General features: G+C 72.2%; 20 protein-coding genes. 14 read left to right on the forward strand and 6 right to left on the reverse strand.

Features of this window, described 5'->3' with window-relative positions; translation table 11 throughout:
• Window position 1 precedes the first annotated feature (1 nt).
• Entirely contained in the window at window positions 2–1,186 is a 1,185-nt protein-coding gene (locus tag ACF088_RS03950) for an alpha/beta hydrolase (protein WP_392373768.1), read from the reverse strand.
• Window positions 1,187–1,536: 350 nt separating this feature from the next.
• On the opposite strand from ACF088_RS03950, the gene ACF088_RS03955 reads away from it, so the two are divergent.
• Window positions 1,537–2,178 (forward strand): TetR/AcrR family transcriptional regulator, encoded by a 642-nt coding sequence (locus ACF088_RS03955; RefSeq protein WP_392373769.1) that lies wholly within the window; start codon window positions 1,537–1,539, stop codon window positions 2,176–2,178.
• Window positions 2,179–2,388: 210 nt separating this feature from the next.
• Here the strand turns inward: ACF088_RS03955 and ACF088_RS03960 are convergent, their stop codons facing one another.
• Together ACF088_RS03960 and ACF088_RS03965 are read right to left on the reverse strand one after the other, a co-directional pair.
• Window positions 2,389–3,375 (reverse strand): DeoR/GlpR family DNA-binding transcription regulator, encoded by a 987-nt coding sequence (locus ACF088_RS03960; RefSeq protein ID WP_392373770.1) that lies wholly within the window; start codon window positions 3,373–3,375, stop codon window positions 2,389–2,391.
• A 314-nt stretch (window positions 3,376–3,689) separates the two neighbouring features.
• Window positions 3,690–5,135, reverse strand: a complete 1,446-nt coding sequence (locus tag ACF088_RS03965; protein ID WP_392373771.1) for an NAD(P)H-quinone dehydrogenase — start codon at window positions 5,133–5,135, stop codon at window positions 3,690–3,692.
• Window positions 5,136–5,277: 142 nt separating this feature from the next.
• Between ACF088_RS03965 and ACF088_RS03970 the strand changes: the two genes are divergently transcribed.
• The 3 genes from ACF088_RS03970 (at window position 5,278) to ACF088_RS03980 (ending at window position 8,760) form a co-directional block, all read left to right on the forward strand.
• Window positions 5,278–5,715, forward strand: a complete 438-nt coding sequence (locus ACF088_RS03970) for a gamma-glutamylcyclotransferase (protein WP_392373772.1) — start codon at window positions 5,278–5,280, stop codon at window positions 5,713–5,715.
• 181 nt (window positions 5,716–5,896) lie between these two features.
• Window positions 5,897–6,718 (forward strand): purine-nucleoside phosphorylase, encoded by an 822-nt coding sequence (locus ACF088_RS03975; protein ID WP_392373773.1) that lies wholly within the window; start codon window positions 5,897–5,899, stop codon window positions 6,716–6,718.
• A gap of 347 nt (window positions 6,719–7,065) precedes the next feature.
• Complete coding sequence (locus ACF088_RS03980) at window positions 7,066–8,760, forward strand: phospho-sugar mutase (RefSeq protein ID WP_392373774.1); 1,695 nt, start codon at window positions 7,066–7,068, stop codon at window positions 8,758–8,760.
• Window positions 8,761–8,806: 46 nt separating this feature from the next.
• On the opposite strand, the gene ACF088_RS03985 is transcribed toward ACF088_RS03980, so the two are convergent.
• The gene (locus ACF088_RS03985) at window positions 8,807–9,442 is read right to left on the reverse strand and encodes a PH domain-containing protein (RefSeq protein WP_392373775.1); all 636 of its coding nucleotides are present in this window, start codon (window positions 9,440–9,442) and stop codon (window positions 8,807–8,809) included.
• 225 nt (window positions 9,443–9,667) lie between these two features.
• Between ACF088_RS03985 and deoC the strand changes: the two genes are divergently transcribed.
• The 5 genes from deoC (at window position 9,668) to ACF088_RS04010 (ending at window position 14,547) form a co-directional block, all read left to right on the forward strand.
• Window positions 9,668–10,690 carry a deoxyribose-phosphate aldolase gene (gene deoC, locus ACF088_RS03990; RefSeq protein ID WP_392373994.1) on the forward strand — a complete coding sequence of 341 codons (1,023 nt, stop codon included), beginning with the start codon at window positions 9,668–9,670 and terminating at the stop codon, window positions 10,688–10,690.
• A 7-nt stretch (window positions 10,691–10,697) separates the two neighbouring features.
• The gene (locus tag ACF088_RS03995; protein WP_392373776.1) at window positions 10,698–12,149 is read left to right on the forward strand and encodes an aldehyde dehydrogenase family protein; all 1,452 of its coding nucleotides are present in this window, start codon (window positions 10,698–10,700) and stop codon (window positions 12,147–12,149) included.
• Window positions 12,149–13,015 (forward strand): aldehyde dehydrogenase family protein, encoded by an 867-nt coding sequence (locus tag ACF088_RS04000; protein WP_392373777.1) that lies wholly within the window; start codon window positions 12,149–12,151, stop codon window positions 13,013–13,015. Before ACF088_RS03995 ends, ACF088_RS04000 begins: the two co-directional genes overlap by 1 nt.
• Before the next feature lie 213 nt (window positions 13,016–13,228).
• On the forward strand, window positions 13,229–13,798 hold the full coding sequence (locus ACF088_RS04005) for a hypothetical protein (protein ID WP_392373778.1): 570 nt from the start codon (window positions 13,229–13,231) through the stop codon (window positions 13,796–13,798).
• Between the two features lie 26 nt (window positions 13,799–13,824).
• Entirely contained in the window at window positions 13,825–14,547 is a 723-nt protein-coding gene (locus ACF088_RS04010) for a hypothetical protein (RefSeq protein ID WP_392373779.1), read from the forward strand.
• Window positions 14,548–14,711: 164 nt separating this feature from the next.
• Here ACF088_RS04010 and ACF088_RS04015 read toward each other — a convergent pair whose 3' ends face one another.
• The gene (locus ACF088_RS04015) at window positions 14,712–15,113 is read right to left on the reverse strand and encodes a hypothetical protein (protein ID WP_392373780.1); all 402 of its coding nucleotides are present in this window, start codon (window positions 15,111–15,113) and stop codon (window positions 14,712–14,714) included.
• A gap of 273 nt (window positions 15,114–15,386) precedes the next feature.
• On the opposite strand from ACF088_RS04015, the gene ACF088_RS04020 reads away from it, so the two are divergent.
• Window positions 15,387–15,977 (forward strand): ATP-binding protein, encoded by a 591-nt coding sequence (locus ACF088_RS04020; protein WP_392373995.1) that lies wholly within the window; start codon window positions 15,387–15,389, stop codon window positions 15,975–15,977.
• A gap of 258 nt (window positions 15,978–16,235) precedes the next feature.
• On the opposite strand, the gene ACF088_RS04025 is transcribed toward ACF088_RS04020, so the two are convergent.
• On the reverse strand, window positions 16,236–17,039 hold the full coding sequence (locus ACF088_RS04025) for a SigE family RNA polymerase sigma factor (RefSeq protein ID WP_392373781.1): 804 nt from the start codon (window positions 17,037–17,039) through the stop codon (window positions 16,236–16,238).
• Between the two features lie 235 nt (window positions 17,040–17,274).
• Between ACF088_RS04025 and afsQ1 the strand changes: the two genes are divergently transcribed.
• The 4 genes from afsQ1 to ACF088_RS04045 all read left to right on the forward strand — a co-directional run bounded on the left by afsQ1 (window position 17,275) and on the right by ACF088_RS04045 (window position 21,157).
• Window positions 17,275–17,952, forward strand: coding sequence for a two-component system response regulator AfsQ1 (gene afsQ1, locus ACF088_RS04030; RefSeq protein WP_048830120.1), 678 nt, complete (start codon window positions 17,275–17,277; stop codon window positions 17,950–17,952).
• Window positions 17,949–19,787, forward strand: coding sequence for an ATP-binding protein (locus ACF088_RS04035; RefSeq protein WP_392373782.1), 1,839 nt, complete (start codon window positions 17,949–17,951; stop codon window positions 19,785–19,787). Before afsQ1 ends, ACF088_RS04035 begins: the two co-directional genes overlap by 4 nt.
• The gene (locus ACF088_RS04040) at window positions 19,784–20,416 is read left to right on the forward strand and encodes a hypothetical protein (RefSeq protein WP_392373783.1); all 633 of its coding nucleotides are present in this window, start codon (window positions 19,784–19,786) and stop codon (window positions 20,414–20,416) included. The genes ACF088_RS04035 and ACF088_RS04040 overlap by 4 nt, the downstream gene beginning before the upstream one ends.
• A 186-nt stretch (window positions 20,417–20,602) precedes the next feature.
• A complete protein-coding gene (locus ACF088_RS04045; protein ID WP_392373784.1) occupies window positions 20,603–21,157 on the forward strand; it encodes a VanZ family protein in 555 nt (184 codons plus the stop codon).
• Window position 21,158 lies beyond the last annotated feature (1 nt).

A 21,158-nucleotide genomic window follows, 5' to 3' on the forward strand; every position in this document is an offset into this window, starting at 1 on the left:
GCTACGAGTTGCCCACCACGTCCTCCGGGAAGCTCAGCGACCGGCTCATCCACTCCAGTGCGGCGGGCAGTTCACGCCGCCAGGTGGCGAAGTTGTGGCTGCCGTGGGCGAGGACGATCGAGTCCGCCTTCATCGGGGGCTTGACCGCGGCGAGGAAGGCCCGGGCCGCCGGGTAGTTCTTCTCGCCGGTGCGGCTCGTGCCCACCAGGACGTCCACCTGGGGAGCGGGCAGATGCCGCAGCCGCCACATCAGGTCGTGCTCCTGGCGGCTGCGGACCCGGCCCGGGCCCTCGCCGAAGAGGTTGCCGGTCGTGGGATCGTTGCTGACCTTGTAGTCGGGCGAGAGGGCGGCCGCCGAGGTGTACGTACGGTCGTGCCGCATGGCGAGCTGGAGGGCACAGCTGCCGCCCGAGGAGTAACCCATGACGCCCCAGCCGCCGGGGTCGTGGCCGACGCGGTAGCGGGACTTCAGCGCCTCCGGCACATCGCGGGCGAAGAAGGTCTCGGCCTGCGGGCCGCCCGGCACATCGACGCACTGGGTGTCGCGCGGCGGCGCGATGGTGGGCCGCAGCATCACGATGACGGTCGGCTGCATCCGGCCTTCCCGGATCAGCCGGCCGGCGGTCTGCGGCAGCCGCAGGTGCTGGCCCAGCAGGAAGGTGCCGCCCGGATAGCCGCTGAGCGCGACGACGACGGGGAACCGCTGGCGGGCGTACTGGGGCTGGAAGTACTGCGGCGGCAGGTAGACGTACGCCGGGTCCACCGCCCGGGTCCGCTTGCCGACGATCCGTACCGACTCGACCTTGCCCACCAGGGACGGCTCCCCCTTCGGCAGACCGTGCACCTTGTCCAGCCCGTCCGCCCCCGAGGCCTGCACCAGGCCCTTCGACGGGTCGCCGGCGGGCCCGGCCGTTCCCGCATCGCCCCATTTGCCGACGGCGGCCGGCGCATCGTCGTACAGCCCGAGCAGCTCGTGCCAGGAGCCGTAGAACTGGAAGTTGGCATTCACGGCCAGGCCGAGCGCCGCCACGATGGCCAGCTGCGTCCCGGCGATCACCCCCAGCCGCCCCAGCAGCGCCCGCGGCCCGCGCCCGGCGAACCGCGGCCACAGCCAGAGCGTGAGCCCCACACAGACCACGGCGACCGCGGCCACGGCATAGAACAGCGATCGGCTGGTCAGTCCCATGACTCTTCCCCAGGTGTTCCGCGCCGCGCTCCGCTTCCCCGGCGGTCCGTCACGGCGTATTCCAGAGCCTCCGGAAGGCCCCGGAAGAACTCGTTGCGCCTGGTTTGATGACTACGCGCGGCGGGGCGTTGCGGCCCCCCTGCGGAGTTCGACCGCGCGACCCCCGGGGTACGCCGGGGCTTCATCGGGCCTCTTCTGCACGTCCACCCAGTGGGCGGGCGGGCCGGTTCAAGGAAGCCTGCGGGGCCGCTCCGCCCATCACGTGCACACGGCACCGAGTCACCCCCCGAGCGCACAATGGCATCCTGGACCCACCGGGCCGCAACCGGCCCGGTCGAGGGAGGACGGCGATGGCGACCGAGACGGCAGGGCAGCGGCAGTCGGCGCGGGGTCCGGTGGCGACCGGACCGGCGCGGACACCGGACGTGCGCCCCATGCGGGCCGATGCACGCCGCAACTACGAGCGGCTGCTGACCGAGGCCCGTACGGCCTTCACCGAGCACGGCACGGACACCTCGCTGGAGGACATCGCGCGCCGCGCCGGTGTCGGCATCGGCACCCTCTACCGCCACTTCCCCAACCGGACCGCCCTGATGGGCGCGGTCTTCCAGGGCGAGGTGGACGCCCTGCTGACGCACGCCAGAGAGCTCGCCGACGCACCGCAACCGTGCGCCGCGCTGGTCGAATGGCTGCGCGCGATCATCACCCACGCCAGCACCTACCGCGGGCTGTCGCGCGCGCTGATGACGGCATCGGCGGACGACAGCTCGGGGATGGCGCGGTGCAGCGTGCCGATGCGGGAGGCCGGCGATGCGCTGCTGACCCGCGCCCAGCAGGCCGGGGCGGTACGCCCCGATGTGAGCATCAGCGATCTGATGCAGCTGACCAACGGCATCGCACTGGCCGTCGAGGAATCCCCGGACGACCCCCAGCTCGCCGACCGGCTGCTGACCCTCACCCTGAGCGGGCTGAAGGGCGAGCGGAACCGCTAGAGGGAGACACTCCCTGGTTGGCCTCTAGGAGTTGGCCGCTGGGGGTGTGACGACGCCCCGTCGGAACCGGTAGGGCCGGTCCGGAGGCCTCCCTGACGAGAGGCCGCCTGCGGCCGTCCCGTCCGGAGGCCGCGGAGCGTCTACGGAGCCCCGCGATCGGCCCTGGCGCCGGGGCGGCGCGCCCGTTCGGCGCGCCTCCGGCTCCTGTGGTCAGCGCCGCCGCGGGGCCAGATCGGCGACCCGGCCGCCCGAGGCCTCGGACAGGGGTGTGGCCGACCGGAGCTGTGGTCCGCCGCCCCCGCCGCCCGGCGCATGGCTGCGCCGCTGGCCCGGCAGCGGGACGTCCCGCCGGGGGCCTCTTCGGTCCCCGGCACCTCCGTCCGTCCCGGGCTGCCCCGGCCCGCGGCCCGCGGCCGGGCCGCCGGCGACGGCGATCTGCACGCCCTGGTCGGCCAGCGCCTGCAGCTCCGTTGCGGCGCGGTCGTCGTGGCCCGGTGGCTCGTCCGTGACGAGTCGCGTGATCACGTCCGTCGGCACGGTCTGGAACATCGTGTCGGACCCGAGCTTGGTGTGGTCGGCGAGCACCACCACCTCCCCGGCCGCCTGCACCAGCGCCCGGTCGACGCTGGCGGAGAGCATGTTGGAGGTGGACAGACCGCGCTCGGCGGTCAGACCACTGCCCGACAGGAAGGCGCGGGACACCCGCAGGCCCTGGAGGGACTGCTCGGCACCGCTGCCGACCAGCGCATAGTTGGAGCCGCGTAGGGTGCCGCCGGTCATCACGACCTCGACGCGGTTGGCATGGGCCAACGCCTGGGCGACCAGCAGAGAGTTGGTGACGACGGTCAGACCGGGGACCCGGGCGAGCCGGCGGGCCAGCTCCTGGGTGGTCGTTCCGGCGCCGACGACAATGGCCTCGCCCTCTTCGACGAAGCCGGCCGCGAGATCGGCGATGGCCGTTTTCTCCGCGGTCGCTAGATGGGATTTCTGTGGGAATCCGGATTCGCGAGTAAAGCCTCCCGGCAGGACCGCACCGCCGTGTCGGCGGTCGAGCAGTCCTTCTGCCTCCAGCGCCCGCACGTCCCGCCGTACGGTTACTTCGGAGGTCTGGACGACGCGGGCGAGCTCCCGGAGCGATACGGCTCCATTGGCGCGCACCATTTCAAGGATCAATTGGCGACGTTCTGCAGCGAACACGAAACTGACAGTAACGCCAACGACCGTCTGTTTTCAGCAGGTTGCACCAATTAACGGAAGTTCTACGCACCGCGGAGCGTGACGTGGTATGCGGTGTGCATATGTCGCGCGGATGTCGAACGGCCGCCCGGTGCGACCCGCTTGGCGCCTGGTCAGCCGCCGTGCACGGCCACTGCGACGACGGTCCGGCGGGCCGGACCGGCCGCCGGGCCGCGGCAGGGACATTTCATCCCCAGTGCTCAGCGGTGGCACAAAGATTTCAATCGCCCGACCGCTGTCGTCCGTTTATCGCCTCATTGCCGGCGACTCACCGGCTACTCGCCGGCCGTCTTGCGGATGTGCAGCTGACGGGCGACCTCGGCGATCGAACCGGACAGCGAGGGGTAGACCGTGAACGTATTGGCGATCTGCTCGACGGTCAGATTGTTGTCGACCGCGATCGAGATGGGGTGGATCAGCTCACTGGCGCGCGGGGAGACGACCACACCGCCGACGACGATGCCGGTACCGGGGCGGCAGAACAGCTTCACGAAGCCGTCGCGGATGCCCTGCATCTTGGCGCGCGGGTTGCGCAGCAGCGGGAGCTTCACGACGCGGGCGTCGATCCTGCCGCTGTCGACGTCGGCCTGGGAGTAGCCGACGGTGGCGATCTCCGGGTCGGTGAAGACGTTCGCGGAGACGGTCTTGAGGTTCAGCGGCGTGACCGCGTCGCCGAGGAAGTGGTACATCGCGATCCGGCCCTGCATCGCGGCGACGGACGCCAGCGCGAAGATGCCGGTGCAGTCACCGGCCGCGTACACCCCCGGGGCGGTGGTGCGGGAGACCTTGTCGGTCCAGACGTGGCCGGACTCCTTGAGCTTCACGCCGGCCGCTTCCAGGCCGATGCCCTCGGTGTTGGGGATGGAGCCGACCGCCATCAGGCAGTGCGTACCGGAGATCGTGCGGCCGTCGGCCAGGGTGACCTCGACGCGGTCGCCGACCCGTTTGGCGGACTGGGCCCGGGAGCGCGACATGACGTTCATGCCGCGGCGGCGGAAGACGTCCTCCAGGACGGCGGCCGCGTCCGGGTCCTCGCCCGGCAGCACGCGGTCACGGGAGGAGACGAGGGTGACGCGGGAGCCGAGCGCCTGGTAGGCGCCGGCGAACTCGGCACCGGTGACACCGGAGCCGACCACGATCAGCTCTTCGGGCAGTTCGTCGAGGTCGTAGACCTGCGTCCAGTTCAGGATCCGCTCGCCGTCGGGGAGCGCGTCGGGGATCTCGCGGGGGTGCGCGCCGGTGGCGATCAGCACCGCGTCCGCGATCAGGCCCTCGGTCGTGCCGTCGGCGGCGGTGACCGTCACCTTGCGGGAGCCGTCCGGCGCCTGCCCCGGCTCCAGCCGGCCGCGACCGCGCATGACCCGGCCGCCGGCCCGGGTCACGGAGGCGGTGATGTCGTGCGACTGGGCGAGCGCGAGGCGCTTGACCCGTCGGTTGACCTTGCCGAGGTCGACGCCGACGACCCGGGCGGGCCGGTCGATGTGCGGCGTGTCGTCTTCGACGATGATGCCGAGCTCTTCGTACGACGAATCGAAGGTGGTCATCACCTCGGCCGTGGCGATAAGAGTCTTCGACGGCACGCAGTCGGTCAGCACCGACGCCCCGCCCAGACCGTCGCAGTCGACGACGGTCACCTCCGCGCCGAGAGAGGCGGCCACCAGGGCCGCTTCGTATCCGCCGGGTCCGCCACCGATGATCACGATCCGAGTCACGTACTCCATTGTCCCGCACACCCGTACGCCGCTCTCCCCCGGGGGGCGGGCCGGAGTCCTTCACGGGCAGCCGGGGCGCGCCCGGCCAGGCCTCTTGTGCGAACCTCGGGTACCACGAGCCCGACGGTCAACCTCCCGTACCCTCGGAACCATGTCGCTCTACGCCGCGTACGCCGGCAACCTCGACGCGCGGCTGATGTCCCGCCGCGCACCGCACTCGCCGCTGCGCGGCACCGGCTGGCTGGACGGCTGGCGGCTCACCTTCGGCGGCGAGCAGATGGGCTGGGAAGGCGCGCTGGCGACGGTCGTCGAGGACCCGGTCTCCCAGCTCTTCGTCGCGCTCTACGACATCGCGCCCATGGACGAGGAGTCCATGGACCGCTGGGAGGGCGTGGGCATGGACATCTACCGCCGGATGCGGGTGCGGGTGCACACCCTCGACGGCGACGAGACGGCGTGGATCTACGTCCTCAACGGCTATGAGGGCGGCCTGCCGTCCGCCCGCTATCTGGGCGAGATCGCGGACGCCGCGGAGTCGGCGGGCGCACCGCACGACTATGTGATGGAGCTGCGCAAGCGGCCCTGCTGACGGGCGTCCGGAGCGGACGCGCCGCCGGGCGCACCGATGGGCACACCACCGGACGCGCCGCCGTACGGGTGTCGCGACGCGCCCGGGGCGACACCTTTGGCAAAAGCAACAAGACAACGATCCCGGTACCGTGAGCAGAGACATCTACGCGCGTAGGGGATTACCGGCTACCCTCGTCCGCGTGAACGCATCTGTTACCCCGGACATCGCGCGCGACCCGCAGGGTGCCGCCGCCGACGCCGCCGCCCGTCTGCGCCAGCTGACCGGCGCCGAGACCCATGACGTCGCCCTGGTGATGGGCTCCGGCTGGGCGCCGGCCGCCGAGGCCCTGGGCGCGCCCGAGCACGAATTCCCCGTCACCGAGCTGCCCGGCTTCCCGCCGCCGGCCGTCGCCGGACACGGCGGCACGATCCGCTCGTACCGGGTCGGCGAGAAGCGGGCGCTGGTCTTCCTGGGCCGTACGCACTACTACGAGGGCCGTGGTGTCGCCGCGGTCGCGCACGGCGTCCGTACCGCCGCCGCGGCCGGCTGCAAGACCATCGTGCTCACCAACGGGTGCGGCGGTCTGCGCGAGGGCATGCGCCCCGGCCAGCCGGTCCTCATCAGCGACCACCTCAACCTGACCGCCACCTCCCCGATCGCCGGCGCGAACTTCGTCGATCTGACCGACCTGTACTCGCCGCGGCTGCGCGCGCTGTGCAAGGAGGTCGACCCGAGCCTGGAGGAGGGCGTCTACGCCCAGTTCCCCGGCCCGCACTACGAGACCCCGGCCGAGATCAAGATGATCCGGACGCTGGGCGCCGACCTGGTCGGGATGTCCACGGTCCTGGAGGCCATCGCGGCGCGGGAGGCCGGCGCCGAGGTGCTCGGGCTGTCCCTGGTGACGAACCTCGCCGCCGGTATGACGGGCGAGCCGCTCAACCACGAAGAGGTGCTGCAGGCCGGTCGCGACTCCGCGACCCGGATGGGCAGCCTGCTCGCCCAGGTGCTCGGCAAGCTCTGAGGCACCCCGGCACCCCGGCACCCCGGCACCCCGGCACCTCGGCACCTTGGCGCCGGGCCCAGGGTGACGACGGGCGACGGCCACGGCGGGTGTGCGACACCCGCCGGGCCGCCCCGCCGCCGTCACCACCGCCCCGCCGCCGTCACCACCGCACCGCCCGGGCCGCCGGCCGGCCCGCCCCGCCGTGCGGCGCCGCCGTCCCCCGCACGCTGCCATCCAGTGGCATTGGCCGGTTCTGCGGCTCCCCTCGCGCGCGCAACGGGTATGCGTGACGAGCCGGGCGGGGTCCTCCCCCGGCAGCTGCCCCCCAGCGCGCCCCCACCCGCATCCACCGTCAGGAGCATCACGTGGCTACCGATCCCGCGGAGCTGATCAACCGGGCCCAGGCATGGCTGGCCGAGGACCCCGACCCGGAGACCCGGGAGGAGCTGTCCAAGCTCATCGAGGCCGCCGCCGGCGACGACCGGATCGCGGCCGAGCTGGCCGCGCGGTTCGCCGGCACTCTCCAGTTCGGCACCGCCGGGCTGCGCGGGGAGCTGGGCGCGGGCCCGATGCGGATGAACCGCTCCGTGGTCATCCGGGCGGCGGCCGGTCTCGCCGCGTACCTCAAGGCGCAGGGCGACGGCGCCGGGCTGGTCGTCGTCGGCTACGACGCCCGCCACAAGAGCGCCGACTTCGCCCGCGACACGGCGGCCGTGATGGTCGGCGCGGGCCTGCGCGCCGCGGTACTGCCGCGCCCGCTGCCCACCCCGGTCCTGGCCTTCGCGATAAGGCACCTGGGCGCGGTCGCGGGCGTCGAGGTCACCGCCAGCCACAACCCGCCGCGCGACAACGGCTACAAGGTCTACCTGGGCGACGGTTCACAGATCGTGCCGCCCGCGGACGGCGAGATCGCCGCCGAGATCGCCGCGGTCGGCCCGCTGGCCGGCGTACCGCGCCCCGCGGCCGGCTGGGAAACCCTCGACGAGGCGGTCCTGAACGCCTACCTGGCGCGTACGGACGCGGTGCTGACCCCCGGCTCCCCCCGGGACACGAAGGTCGTCTACACACCGATGCACGGCGTCGGCCGGGACACCCTCGTCGCCGCCTTCGCCCGGGCCGGGTTCCCGGCCCCGGTGGTCGTTGCGGAACAGGCCGAGCCGGACCCGGACTTCCCGACGGTCGCCTTCCCCAACCCGGAGGAGCCGGGCGCGATGGACCTCGCGTTCGCCACCGCCCGCGACCGGGCCCCGGACGCCGACATCGTGATCGCCAACGACCCCGACGCGGACCGCTGCGCCGTCGCCGTCCCCGACCCCGGTACGCCGGACGGCTGGCGGATGCTGCGCGGCGACGAGGTCGGCGCGCTGCTCGCCGCCCATCTGGTCAGCAAGCGCGCGTCCGGCACCTTCGCGACGACCATCGTCTCCTCGCAGCTGATGTCCCGTATCGCGGCCGCCTCGTCGCTCCCGTACGAGGAGACGCTGACCGGCTTCAAGTGGCTGGCGCGGGTGGACGGGCTGCGGTACGCCTTCGAGGAGGCGCTCGGCTACTGCGTCGACCCTCAGGGTGTGCGCGACAAGGACGGCATCACCGCTGCGCTGCTGATCACCGAGCTGGCCGCGGAGCTCAAGCAGTCCGGGCGCACCCTCACCGACCTGCTCGACGACCTCGCGCTGGAATTCGGGCTGCACGCCACCGACCAGCTCTCGGTCCGCGTCGAGGATCTGTCGCTGATCGCCGACGCGATGCGCACCCTGCGCGCGCAGCCGCCGGCCACGCTCGCGGGCCTGGCCGTGACCCGGGCCGACGACCTCAACCGGGGTACGGAGACGCTGCCGCCGACCGACGGGCTGCGCTACTACCTGTCCGGCTCGCCGGAGGCCGGTATCGAGGCCGCCCGCGTGGTGGTCCGTCCCAGCGGCACCGAGCCCAAGCTCAAGTGCTATCTGGAGGTCGTGGTCCCGGTGGCCTCTCCCGAGGCGCTGCCCGAGGCCCGGGCGAAGGCCGCCGCGGCGCTGGCTTCCCTCAAGCGGGACATGGCGGCGGCGGCCGGGATCTGAAGGGTTGTCGGGGAGGAGCTGAGGGGCGGGGCGAAGAGCGCCGCCCTTACAGCGCCACCATCACGGCAAGCCCGGCCGCGCCCACCACGATCGGCGCGATGATCGCGTACGCCCAGCGCTCCACCGGTTCGCCCTGGGCGCTCTCGCGGTCCACGGCGCGTTCCTGGACCTCGCGGAGCTCTGCGAGGGCCTGGTCGGCCATGGCGCGCGGCACCGGGCCGCCGTCGCCGGCATCGGCGTGCGGTCCGAACCGGGGCCCGGGCGTGGCGCCCTGCCGCGCCTGCCGGCCGGCCTTCTTCCGCTGCCGCAGCGAGACCGGGATCGCCCACAGCTGGTACGTCGTGCCGGCGCTGCTGACCGCCTCGGTCGAGAACGCCGCGCGCAGCGTCTCCACCGCGCCCCACGGCAGCGTGACCGTACGGAACGGATTGCGCACCGTCAGCCGGTCATCGCCCGCCCGCACCAGCGGCCGCAGGGTGTAGGCGACCACCAGCGGCACACCGAGGAGCAGCGCGAAGACCGCCATGAGCTTGGTGTGCGCGGCGCCCCGCAGCAGCGCGTCGCCGCCGAGCCAGCCGCCGAGCAGGAGGAGCAGTACGCCGCCCGCGAGGGCCGCGGGCGAGCGGTAGCTGCGTTCCGCGTACTGCTGCTGGGGTGGGGTGGACCGGTCCTGGCTCGTCATGCCGCCGATTCTGCCTGACCGTCCGGATGCCGGACATTGCGTTACGGCATCATTCGCGCGCGGGGCGGGGAGCGTCCCGGGTAGCGGGTACGGTCGCGTCCGGCACCTGTAACCGGGCATGTTGGGCCGCCGGCTCCCCCTCTTCCCCGCCCTCGCCCGGCCGGATTCGGACAGCCGAAGGGGATGACATGGCGCTACGCGCGTAGATATGCTCACCTCGTGACCATGCCCATCACTGTTCCCGCATACGGCAAGGAAGCCGCGGGGCGTCTGGCGTCAATGGCGGACGTGACCGCCGACGACGGTGCGCTGCGCCGCTTCCTCCACGGCCTCCCCGGCGTCGACGCGGTCGGCCTCGAGGCCCGCGCCGCCACCCTCGGCACCCGCTCGATCAAGACGACGGCGAAGGCGTACGCCATCGATCTCGCCATGTCGATGATCGACCTGACGACCCTCGAAGGCGCGGACACCCCGGGCAAGGTCCGGGCGCTGTGCGCCAAGGGCGTCCACCCGGATCCCACGGACCGCACCGCCCCCCGCGTCGCGGCGATCTGCGTCTACCCGGACATGGTCGCCACGGCCAAGGAGGCGCTCGGCGACTCCGGTATCCACGTCGCGTCCGTCGCCACCGCCTTCCCGGCCGGCCGCGCCGCGCTCCCGGTCAAGCTCGCCGACACCCGGGACGCGGTCGCGGCCGGCGCCGACGAGATCGACATGGTGATCGACCGGGGCGCCTTCCTCTCCGGCCGCTACATGGACGTCTTCGAGGAGATCAAGGCCGTCAAGGAGGCCTGCGCCCGCCCTGGGGGCACCTCCCGGTCGGAGACTGGGGGAGGCAGTGCCGCGCATCTGAAGGTCATCTTCGAGACCGGCGAGCTCCAGACGTACGACAACGTCCGCCGGGTCTCCTGGCTGGCGATGCTCGCGGGCGCCGACTTCATCAAGACCTCCACCGGCAAGGTCGCCGTCAACGCCACCCCGCCGGTCACCCTCCTGATGCTGGAGGCGGTCCGTGACTTCCACGCCGCGACCGGCGTCCAGGTCGGGGTGAAGCCGGCCGGCGGTATCCGGACGACCAAGGACGCGATCAAGTACCTGGTCATGGTCAACGAGACGCTCGGCGAGCCCTGGCTGACCGCCGACTGGTTCCGCTTCGGCGCCTCCAGCCTCCTGAACGACCTGCTGATGCAGCGCCAGAAGCTCAGCACCGGCCGCTACTCCGGCCCCGACTACGTCACGGTGGACTGAGGCTCCCATGACCTTCGATTACGCACCCGCACCCGAGTCCCGCGCGGTCGTCGACATCGCGCCGTCCTACGGCCTGTTCATCGACGGCGAGTTCGCCCCGGCCTCCGACGGCAAGGTCTTCAAGACCGTCTCCCCGTCGTCCGAGGAGGTCCTCTCCGAGGTCGCCCAGGCGAGCGCCGAGGACGTCGACCGCGCCGTGAAGGCCGCCCGCAAGGCCTTCGAGAAGTGGTCCGCGCTGCCCGGCGCCGAGCGGGCCAAGTACCTCTTCCGGATCGCCCGGCTCCTCCAGGAGCGCTCGCGCGAGCTGGCCGTGCTGGAGTCGCTCGACAACGGCAAGCCGATCCGCGAGTCCCGGGACGCCGACCTGCCGCTGGTCGCCGCGCACTTCTTCTACTACGCGGGCTGGGCCGACAAGCTCGACCACGCCGGGTACGGCACCAACCCGCGCCCCCTGGGCGTCGCCGGCCAGGTCATCCCCTGGAACTTCCCCCTGCTCATGCTCGCGTGGAAGATCGCCCCGGCGCTGGCGACCGGCAACACCGTGGTCCTCAAGCCCGCCGAGACGACCCCGCTGTCCGCCCTGTTCTTCGCGGACATCTGCCGCCAGGCGGGCCTGCCCAAGGGCGTCGTCAACATCCTCACCGGCGACGGCTCCACGGGCGCCTCGCTGGTCGGGCACCCCGACATCAACAAGGTCGCCTTCACCGGCTCCACCGAGGTCGGCAAGGCCATCGCCCGTACGGTCGCCGGCACCGACAAGAAGGTCACCCTCGAACTGGGCGGCAAGGCGGCGAACATCGTCTTCGACGACGCCCCGCTCGACCAGGCCGTCGAGGGCATCGTCAACGGCATCTTCTTCAACCAGGGCCACGTCTGCTGCGCGGGCTCGCGCCTGCTGGTCCAGGAGTCGGTCCAGGACGAGCTGCTGGACGCGCTCAAGCGCCGGATGCAGACCCTGCGCGTGGGCGACCCGCTCGACAAGAACACCGACATCGGCGCCATCAACTCCGCCGAGCAGCTGGCCCGGATCACCGCGCTGGCCGACGCGGGCGAGGCCGAGGGCGCCGAGCGCTGGTCGCCGTCCTGCGAACTGCCCGCCGCCGGCTACTGGTTCGCCCCGACCCTGTTCACCGGTGTCACCCAGGCGCACCGCATCGCCCGCGAGGAGATCTTCGGCCCGGTGCTGTCCGTGCTGACCTTCCGCACCCCCGCGGAGGCCGTGGAGAAGGCCAACAACACCCCGTACGGGCTCTCCGCCGGCATCTGGACGGAGAAGGGCTCGCGGATGCTGTGGATGGCGAACAAGCTGCGCGCGGGCATCATCTGGTCCAACACGTTCAACAAGTTCGACCCGGCCTCGCCCTTCGGCGGCTACAAGGAGTCGGGCTACGGCCGCGAAGGCGGCCGGCACGGTCTGGAGGCGTACCTCGCCCCGTCGAGCCCGGAGGGCGCGCGCTGATGAACACCGTTGACCGCTTGAGTGTGCTCAAGACCTACAAGCTGTACGTCGGGGGCAAGTTCCCCCGGTCCGAGAGCGGGCGGGTGTACGAGGTGACCGACTCCAAGGGCACATGGCTCGCCAACGCGCCGCTGGCCTCCCGCAAGGACGCCCGGGACGCGGTGGTCGCCGCCCGCAAGGCGTTCGGCGGCTGGTCGGGCGCCACGGCCTACAACCGCGGGCAGATCCTCTACCGCGTCGCCGAGATGCTGGAGGGCCGCCGCGACCAGTTCGTGGCGGAGGTGGCCGCCGCCGAGGGCCTGTCGAAGGCGAAGGCCACGGCCCAGGTGGACGCGGCGATCGACCGCTGGGTCTGGTACGCGGGCTGGTCCGACAAGGTCGCCCAGATCGCCGGCGGCGCCAACCCGGTGGCCGGCCCGTACTTCAACCTGTCCTCCCCCGAGCCGACCGGTGTGGTCGCCGTCCTGGCCCCCCAGGACTCGTCCTTCCTCGGCCTGGTCTCGGTGATCGCCCCCGCGATCGTCACCGGCAACACGGTGGTCGTGGCGGCCGCCGAGGGTGCCCCGCTGCCCGCCCTCTCGCTGGCCGAGGTGCTCGCCACGTCCGACCTCCCGGGCGGTGTGGTCAACATCCTCTCGGGCCGTACGGCGGAGCTGGGCGCTCCGCTCGCCGCTCACCAGGACGTCAACGCCCTCGATCTCGCGGGCGCCGGCGAGGAGCTGGCGACGGAGCTGGAGCAGGCCGCGGCCGACAACCTCAAGCGGGTGCTCCGCCCGGGGACGGTGAACTGGACCGCCGACCCCGGCACCGGCCGTCTGCTGAGCTTCCTGGAGACGAAGACGGTGTGGCATCCGATGGGCGTTTAGGACCACTCCGACGGCCTGATGACGTGCCGTCACTCATGCCCGTGCGGGGCCCGGCCTTTTGGCAGGGCCCCGCACTGCTGTCCGCATCTTTAACTACGATTGACCGGTCTTCCCGTAGTGACCGGTCCTCCCGCCCGGCCGTAGCCCGGCAACCCCGCGATCCCGACTACCCGTTCGGCCGAGCACCGCACCCAACGAGAGGAGCCGCGCCGGATGAGGCCGGACTACCGCGACTGTTTCCAGCCCTTCCTCCAGCCAGGGGAAAGGCTGATCGCCGCCTCGAACTACTGGCCAAACTCGGCGCTGCCCTCCGTCCCCGCCCAGTTGCGCACGCCGCGTACCCCGCCCCCTCCGTCAGCGCTCGAACAGCGGGTACGGGGCGCGCTGGGGAGCGTGCTGGGCAAGGTGAGCCGTCCGCTGGAGGCCATGGGCAGCAGTCGAGTGGTCAACAACCCGTTGATCCGGACCGCGGATCGCGTCAGCGACCGGGTCGAGAATGCCGCGATCGGCCTGGCGGGCGGCGAGCCCGGGCGCCAGGCGCTGACCGACCGCCGGCTGATCCTGCTCGTGGACCACAACACGAGCTGGCGGAACCCCACCCCGCAGTGGGATTTCGGAGTGGCGGTGCCCCGTACGAACATCGCCCGGCTCACGGCCCATTCGAAGGTCATCAGCAAGGGACGGTTCGATGCCGCCTTCGTCGACGGATCGTGGATCGCCCTGGGCAGCCTGCAGCGCGAGCGCATGGAGGGGTTCGTCGCCACCTTCGACCAAGGCGTCTGATCACATGGACCAAGGAAGCTGATCACGTGCCGAAGATCGACCACGCAACGCCCTGCCGCCGGTTCCTCCACCCCGGCGAGGTGCTGTGGGAGGCCCGGGAGTACCAGGTGTACCCGGATCTCCCGTTCCTCCCCGCCCACCTGCGCGCCCCCCGGAAGCGGTCGACGCCGCGCGCGAAGGGGCTCCTGGGGGCACTGGGCAAGGTCCTCGACAAAGCGTCGCAGCCGTCCGGCGGGACGGGCGGCGAGGCGGCCGGCGGGGCGGCCAACAGCCGGTCGGCCGGCGGCCGGCTGCTCGACAACGGGCTGGTCAACAACCGGCTGACGCGCGCGGCCGGAAACCTCGCGGAGAACCTGAACGAGGCCCAGGAGAACATCGAGGACGCCCTCGACGACGCCACCACGCGGATGATGTACGGCAAGCCCATGGAGGGCAGCTGGACCAGCATGGCCGGCCGGTTCCTCGTCCAGGTCACCAACGCGGGCGGCTCGCCCCGGCACCAGGCGCTCACCGACCGGCGGCTGTTCGTGCTGACGGACCAGGCCACCGGCTGGCGGGAGCGCGAGCCGGAGCTGGAAGTCGCGGCCCAGATTCAGCTCTCGAACATCGCGGAGCTGCGGCCCAGGCCGCGCATGACGTTCCCCCGCGGCCGCTTCGATCTGGTCTTCGTCGACGGCTCGTGGCTTGCGCTGTGTTGTTCGTTCCAGGACGACATGGAGGCGATGGTCACGGCCTTCCACGGGCGCTGACCCGCGCAGCAGCGGGGGCGACGGGCACGGCGGCGGGCGCGACCGGCCGGGCGGCCGAGGGCCGTCGGGTCAGCACCCCCGCACGTGCGGGCCGCCAGCCAGGCACGTCGGCACCGGCCCGTGGCCAGGCGGCACCCTCGTCAGCGCCCGCCGCCCGCGCCCCCTCAGCCCGGCAGCACCCTCGTCAACGGCCCCACCAGCGGCAGGTCCTTGAGCGCGCCGCCCTTCGAGAGGGCACCGGTCAGCAGCGTCGTGCTCACCGGCTTGAAGTCGGCGATCTGGGTGCTGACGGCGTTGGCCAGTGGGTCGACGGGGGTATTGGCCAGCGGGTTCACCGGGAGGTTCTTGACCGTGCCGAGGCCGCCGGCCGCGGAGTTCAGCAGTGCGCCGGTCAGTGCCGAGGCGGTGGCGCCGGTGTCGGTGGGGCGTTCCGCGGCCGCGGGCGCGGCGGACGCCGTTGCCGCACCGCCCGCCGCGATCGCGGCACCGGCCGCGGAGATCACCAGCCCTGCCCGCAGCAAAGTGCGCGGAATACGGCTGGGCTTGAGACGTGCATGGGAGGGCATGGGCACCTGCCTGGGGATTCGAAGGGGTCGAAGCGCTGCACGAGCGAGAGCTGTCGGGTAATCGATTGACTCCGTAGCGTAGTTGAGGCGGGAGGGTCGATCCACCTTGCGCGCCAGGGGTACCCCACACGGCCCCATACGCGACAATGGGTGCCCGTGACCTCCCACTCCCGCACCCAGCCGCCCTCCCCCACGCTCTCGCCCCCTCCCCCGCCCTCGGCTTCGCGCGAGCGGGGGGACCCCCATGAGCAGGGAGGCACCCGCGCCCGGGTCATTCTGCTGACCGGCCCCTCGGGCTCCGGCAAGACGTCCCTGGCCGCACACAGCGGACTGCCCGTCCTCCGTCTCGACGACTTCTACAAGGAGGGGACGGACCCGACACTGCCGCAGTTGCCCGACGGCGGCGGCGCCGACTGGGACGCACCGCTGTCCTGGGACGCCCGCGCCGCGGTCGCGGCCATCGACGCGCTGTGCCGTTCGGGGCGCACCGACGTTCCGGTCTACGACATCGCGGCCAGCGCCCGGGTCGGCGTGTCGGGGCTCGACCTCGGCGGGGCCCCGCTCTTCATCGCGGAGGGCATCTTTGCCGCCGACGTCATCGCGGACTGCCGTGCGGCGGGACTGCTGGCCGACGCGCTGTGCCTGCGCGGCCACCCCACCACCACCTTCCGCCGCCGACTGGCGCGGGATCTGCGCGAGGGCCGCAAGCCGGCCCCGTACCTCGTCCGCCGGGGGCTGCGTCTGCTGCGCAACGAGCGGTCCGTCGTCGCCCGGCTCACCGCGCTGGGCGCGTACCCCTGCGCCAAGCCCGAGGCCCTGGCCCGCATATCGGCGGCGCGGGCGGCGGACGTGGTGGACGCGTAGGGCGAGGCCGGCCCACAGACGGGCCGCACCCGGGACCGGGGCGGCGCACACGAAGAAGCGGGTTCGGGCAGACCCCCCGGCCGCCCGAACCCGCTTCCTCTTCCCCCGTACCCCCGTACTTTCCCCGTATCCCCCGTATCCCCTGATACGTCCGGCTTGTTCGGATCTACTCCGTTTCCGCCGGTTCCCCCGTGTCCCCTATTTCCCCTTTACCCCCTCGGGCTTTTCCCCCGGCTCCCCCGCGGGCTCCCCCGATCCTCAGGCCACCAGCTCGCCGAAGGACTCTTCCTGGTCACGGCCGAAGCTGAGGACCTCGTCCTCGCGCAGCCGGCGCAGGGCGCGCCAGATGCTCGACTTCACCGTGCCGACACTGATGTCGAGAATGTCCGCGATCTCCGGGTCCGTACGGCCTTCGTAGTAGCGCAGCACCAGCATCGTGCGCTGCGTCTCGGGCAGCCGGACCAGCGCCTGCCACAGCACGGCGCGCAGCTCGGTGCCGCGCATCGCGTCCACGTCGGCCGCCGTCTCCGGCAGTTCCTCGGTCGGGTACTCGTTGAGCTTGCGCCGACGCCAGGCGCTGATGTGCAGATTCGTCATGGTGCGGCGCAGATAGCCGCCGAGCGCCGCCTTGTCGCTGATCCGGTCCCACGCCCGGTACGTCGAGAACAGCGCGCTCTGCAGCAGGTCCTCGGCCTCGTAGCGGTCACCGGTCAGGTGGTAGGCGGTGGCGTACAGGGAGGCGCGGCGCTCCTGGACGTAGGCGGTGAAGGCCGCTTCGGCCTCGGCCGTCTCCGACGCGGAGCGCCGTTCCCCCGTGTCCTCCCTGTACTCCGATCCCCCGTTGTCTCCCCCGTGGGCGGCGTTACCCCCGTGCCCCCGGTTTTCCCCGTCGGCCACGCCCAGCGTGACCGTCGTGGCGTCGATGGCCACCATGTACGGCGGCCGCTGTCGCCCGATGCTGCGGCTGCACACCCGTCCGGCACCGGACTTCTCGCCGGTCCTGGCGACGTCATGGAGCCGCGTGATAACTGCGCTGGTAGTGGTGCCGTGCAGTGTGTTCATCTCGCGCCCCCCGTCGTAGAGCCAGCTCGTTCGGTTCGTTCGGTGCTGTTCGGGTGTTGATCTCTCCCGACGCCCCAAAGACTGCCAACCCAGTTTCATCGCGTTGTCCGCCGACTGTCACAGGCCTGTCACAGGGGCTGGTGCGGCGCGTCGCGGGCACCTCACGCGTGCGGGCCTTGTGTACGAGAGCGCCACTGGTCGATCTCCGGGCGTCCCATGGGCCAGAATGGCTGATGTGCCTTTCCTGTTGCTGATCGAGGACGACGACGCCATCCGCACGGCCCTCGAACTCTCGCTGTCGCGCCAGGGTCACCGTGTGGTGACCGCGGCGACGGGCGAGGACGGCCTGAAACTGCTGCGCGAGCAGCGCCCGGACCTGATCGTGCTGGATGTGATGCTGCCGGGCATCGACGGTTTCGAGGTGTGCCGGCGGATCAGGCGTACGGACCAGCTGCCCATCATCCTGCTCACCGCGCGTAACGACGATATCGATGTCGTGGTGGGGCTGGAGTCCGGAGCCGACGACTATGTCGTCAAACCGGTGCAGGGAAGGGTGCTGGACGCCCGGATCCGGGCCGTACTGCGCCGTGGCGAGCGCGAGTCCAGCGACTCGGCGACGTTCGGCTCGCTGATGATCGACCGGTCGGCGATGACGGTGACCAAGAACGGCGAGGATCTGCAACTGACGCCGACCGAGCTGCGCTTGCTGCTGGAGCTGAGCCGCCGGCCCGGCCAGGCGCTGTCCCGGCAGCAGTTGCTGCGGCTGGTGTGGGAGCACGACTACCTCGGCGACTCGCGCCTGGTGGACGCGTGTGTGCAGCGGCTGCGCGCGAAGGTGGAGGACGTACCGTCTTCCCCGACCCTGATCCGTACGGTCCGTGGCGTCGGCTACCGGCTGGACTCGCCGCAGTGAGCAAGCGTTCCACGGGCGGTGCGACGACGGAGGACGGTGCGGGTGCCGGGGCCGGGGGTGCCGGGGGTGCCGGTGCGCCCATGGCCGGACGGCGGGTGCTGCGGATGCTGGGCCGTCCGTCGGGGCTGCTGCGCTGGACCAGTCTGCGGCTACGGCTGGTCGTGGTCTTTGCGCTGGTGGCGTTGACCGCCGCGGTCTCCGCTTCGGGCATCGCGTACTGGCTCAACCGCAACACCGTTCTGGACCGCACGCAAAACGCCGTCCTCAAGGACTTCCACAAGGCGCTGGAGGACAATACGCGGTCGCTGCCGCTGCATCCGCGGTGCGCCGAACTCCAGGATGCCGCCCGGCAGATGGCGGCAGGGCCGCAGAACTACGCGGTGCTGCTGATAGGCGTGGACCGCGAGGGCAAGGACTGCGCGGCCACCACGGACAAGGACCTCCTGACGCTCAAGAACGTGCCCGGGCAGCTGCGCAGCGCGGTCAACGAGGTGCGTCCGGTCGATGAGTCCAACAAGTACGCCCACCATCTCTACTGGCAGCGCAAGCAGGTCGAGGACACGCCCTACCTCGTCGCCGGGGCAAAGGTGATCGGCGGCGGTCCCACCGGCTACATGATGAAGTCCCTGGCCGCCGAGCGGCAGGACCTCACCTCACTCGCCTGGTCGCTGGGTATCGCCACGGCGCTCGCGCTGGTCGGCTCGGCCCTGCTGGCGCAGGCCGCGGCGACGACGGTGCTGCGGCCGGTACAGCGGCTGGGGCATGCCGCGCGGCAGCTCGGCGAGGGGCGGCTGGACACCCGGCTGCGGGTGACCGGCACCGATGAACTCGCCGACCTCTCCCGGACGTTCAACCGTACGGCGGAGCGTCTGGAGCACCGGGTCGAGGAGCTGAGCGGGCGGGAGGCGGCGTCCCGGCGGTTCGTCGCCGATATGTCGCACGAGCTGCGGACGCCACTGACCGCGATCACCGCGGTCTCGGAGGTGCTGGAGGAGGAGGCCGACTCCCTCGACCCGATGATCGCGCCTGCCGTGCAGCTGGTGGTCAGCGAGACCCGGCGGCTCAACGAACTCGTGGAGAACCTGATGGAGGTCACCCGCTTCGACGCGGGCACGGCCCGTCTCGTGCTGGACGATGTCGATGTCGCCGACCAGGTGACCGCCTGTATCGACGCCCGGGCCTGGCTGGACGCGGTCGAGCTGGACGCGGACCGCGGCACCGTGGCCCGGCTGGACCCGCGGCGGCTCGATGTGATCCTGGCGAATCTGATCGGCAACGCCCTCAAGCACGGTGGCTCGCCGGTGCGGGTCTCGGTCAGTACGGAAGGCACGGCGGGCGACGGCGGGGGCCGGACGGGCAGCACGGCCGTCTCGGCCGGTGGCGGTCCGGGTGGTGCGGGCGGCCCGGGCGGTGCCGGCGGTCCAGGCGGTGCTGCCGAGGCCGATGTTGCCGGCGGGCCGGCGGGCGGTGCGGAGGACGGCGGGCCGGAGCGGTCCGGGCAGGCGCCGGGCGAGGGGCGGCCCGGGACCGGAAAGCTGGTGATCCGCGTGCGGGATCACGGCCCCGGCATCCCGGAGGAAGTCCTCCCGCACGTCTTCGACCGCTTCTACAAGGCGAGTGCCTCCCGGCCGCGGTCGGAGGGCAGCGGTCTGGGCCTGTCGATCGCGCTGGAGAACGCGCATATCCACGGCGGAGAGATCACCGCGGCCAACCTCCCCGAGGGCGGTGCGGTTTTCACCCTGCGGCTGCCGATGGACGCCTCCCCTCTGACGGACGGCGACCGGCAGAACGACGGCACGGCCGACGATGACGAGGGCACGGAGGGCGGGCGATGAGGCCGGGCAGGCGGACAGGACGGCGCACCGCCGCCGTGGCGGTGCTCGCGCTCGCGGCCGCCGGCTGCGGGATCCGGGGCACGTCCGTACCGGTCGACGCGGGCGGCGCGCCCTCACGGGTCAGCTGCAAGGCCCCGGCGAGCCCGGCGCCCTCGGCCTCGTCCGGCGCGGACACCGGCCCGGGCACACAGGCGACCGTGTATCTGGTGTGCGGCTCGGCGCTGGCACAGGTCGAGCGGGCGGTTCCCCCGTCCAAGGCCGCCGACCCACGGCTGCCGACCGCCCGGGCACTGCTGCACGAGCTGCAGCGCAAACCGTCCGCCGACGAGGAGAAGGCCGGTTTCAGCAGCGCGCTGCCCCCGGGCCTCAAGGTCACGGGGCCGCGCGCGGACGACCCGGCGGATGCGCTGCGGCTGAGCATCCGGCCGGACGATCTGCCGTCGTTCGCGCTCGCCCAGCTGGTGTGCACGTACGGCGCGAGCCCGGCGCTGGGCCGCACCCATGCAGCCGTGCTGGGCGGGCCGGGCGACGATACGGCGCACCGTTACGACTGCTCCGCGGATGTGCTGGCCAATCCGGACATCGCGGAGAACGCCGGGTGGGGTGACCCCTTGTCGGAAGAGGGGTGACCTGCTGCCGGAGGAGGGACGACCCCTTGTCGGGCAGGGGATGACCCGTTGCCGGAAGAAGGGTGCCCCGTCGCCGGAAGAGGGGAAGACGGGGCGCCACGACCGGGCCGACAGGACCGATGGGGCGGCTCAAGACGGGCGCAACTGTGCGGAACCACAGCCCCCACTCCCGGCGTCCTGGCCTGTGTGCAGCCTCATGGCCCCGGCACCACCGCCGCCCCCCGTATGCGCGTCACCGGACTTCTCCTCCTCGTGGCGCATCTGCTGACCGTCGCCTGGCTGACGCTGCGTCCCCGTACGGTGCCGTGGGTGCCTGCCGCAAATCTCGAACCGCTGGCGACGATCCGGGCCGAGCTGGCGCGCGGCTGGTCGTGGGAAGTCGTCCAGCATCTGGGCGGCTCGGTGCTGCTGCTGGCGCCCCTGGGGGTGCTGCTGCCCCTCTCCGCCGGCCGCCTGAACGTTTCGCCGCTGGTGTCCCTCACCCGTACCGCTTTCGCCGGAGCGATGATCGCGCTGGCCATCGAACTGCTGCAGTCAGGGGTGCCCGGCCGGGTCCCGGACATCGACTCGGTGCTGCTGGGCACCCTCGGGGTGGCCGTGGCGCACCTGGCGGTCGTCCCCGGGGCACGCTGCCGACTGCGCCGCCGCCACGGGCATCTCAGGGATGCGACCCCGACGATCCCCAGGGTTGCACTGGCCCCGAAGGCTGATGCTCTCTCCGGCAGCCGGACCTACCTTTGAG

It is taken from the genome of Streptomyces sp. NPDC015125, assembly GCF_043080045.1.
Taxonomy (GTDB): Bacteria; Actinomycetota; Actinomycetes; order Streptomycetales; family Streptomycetaceae; genus Streptomyces.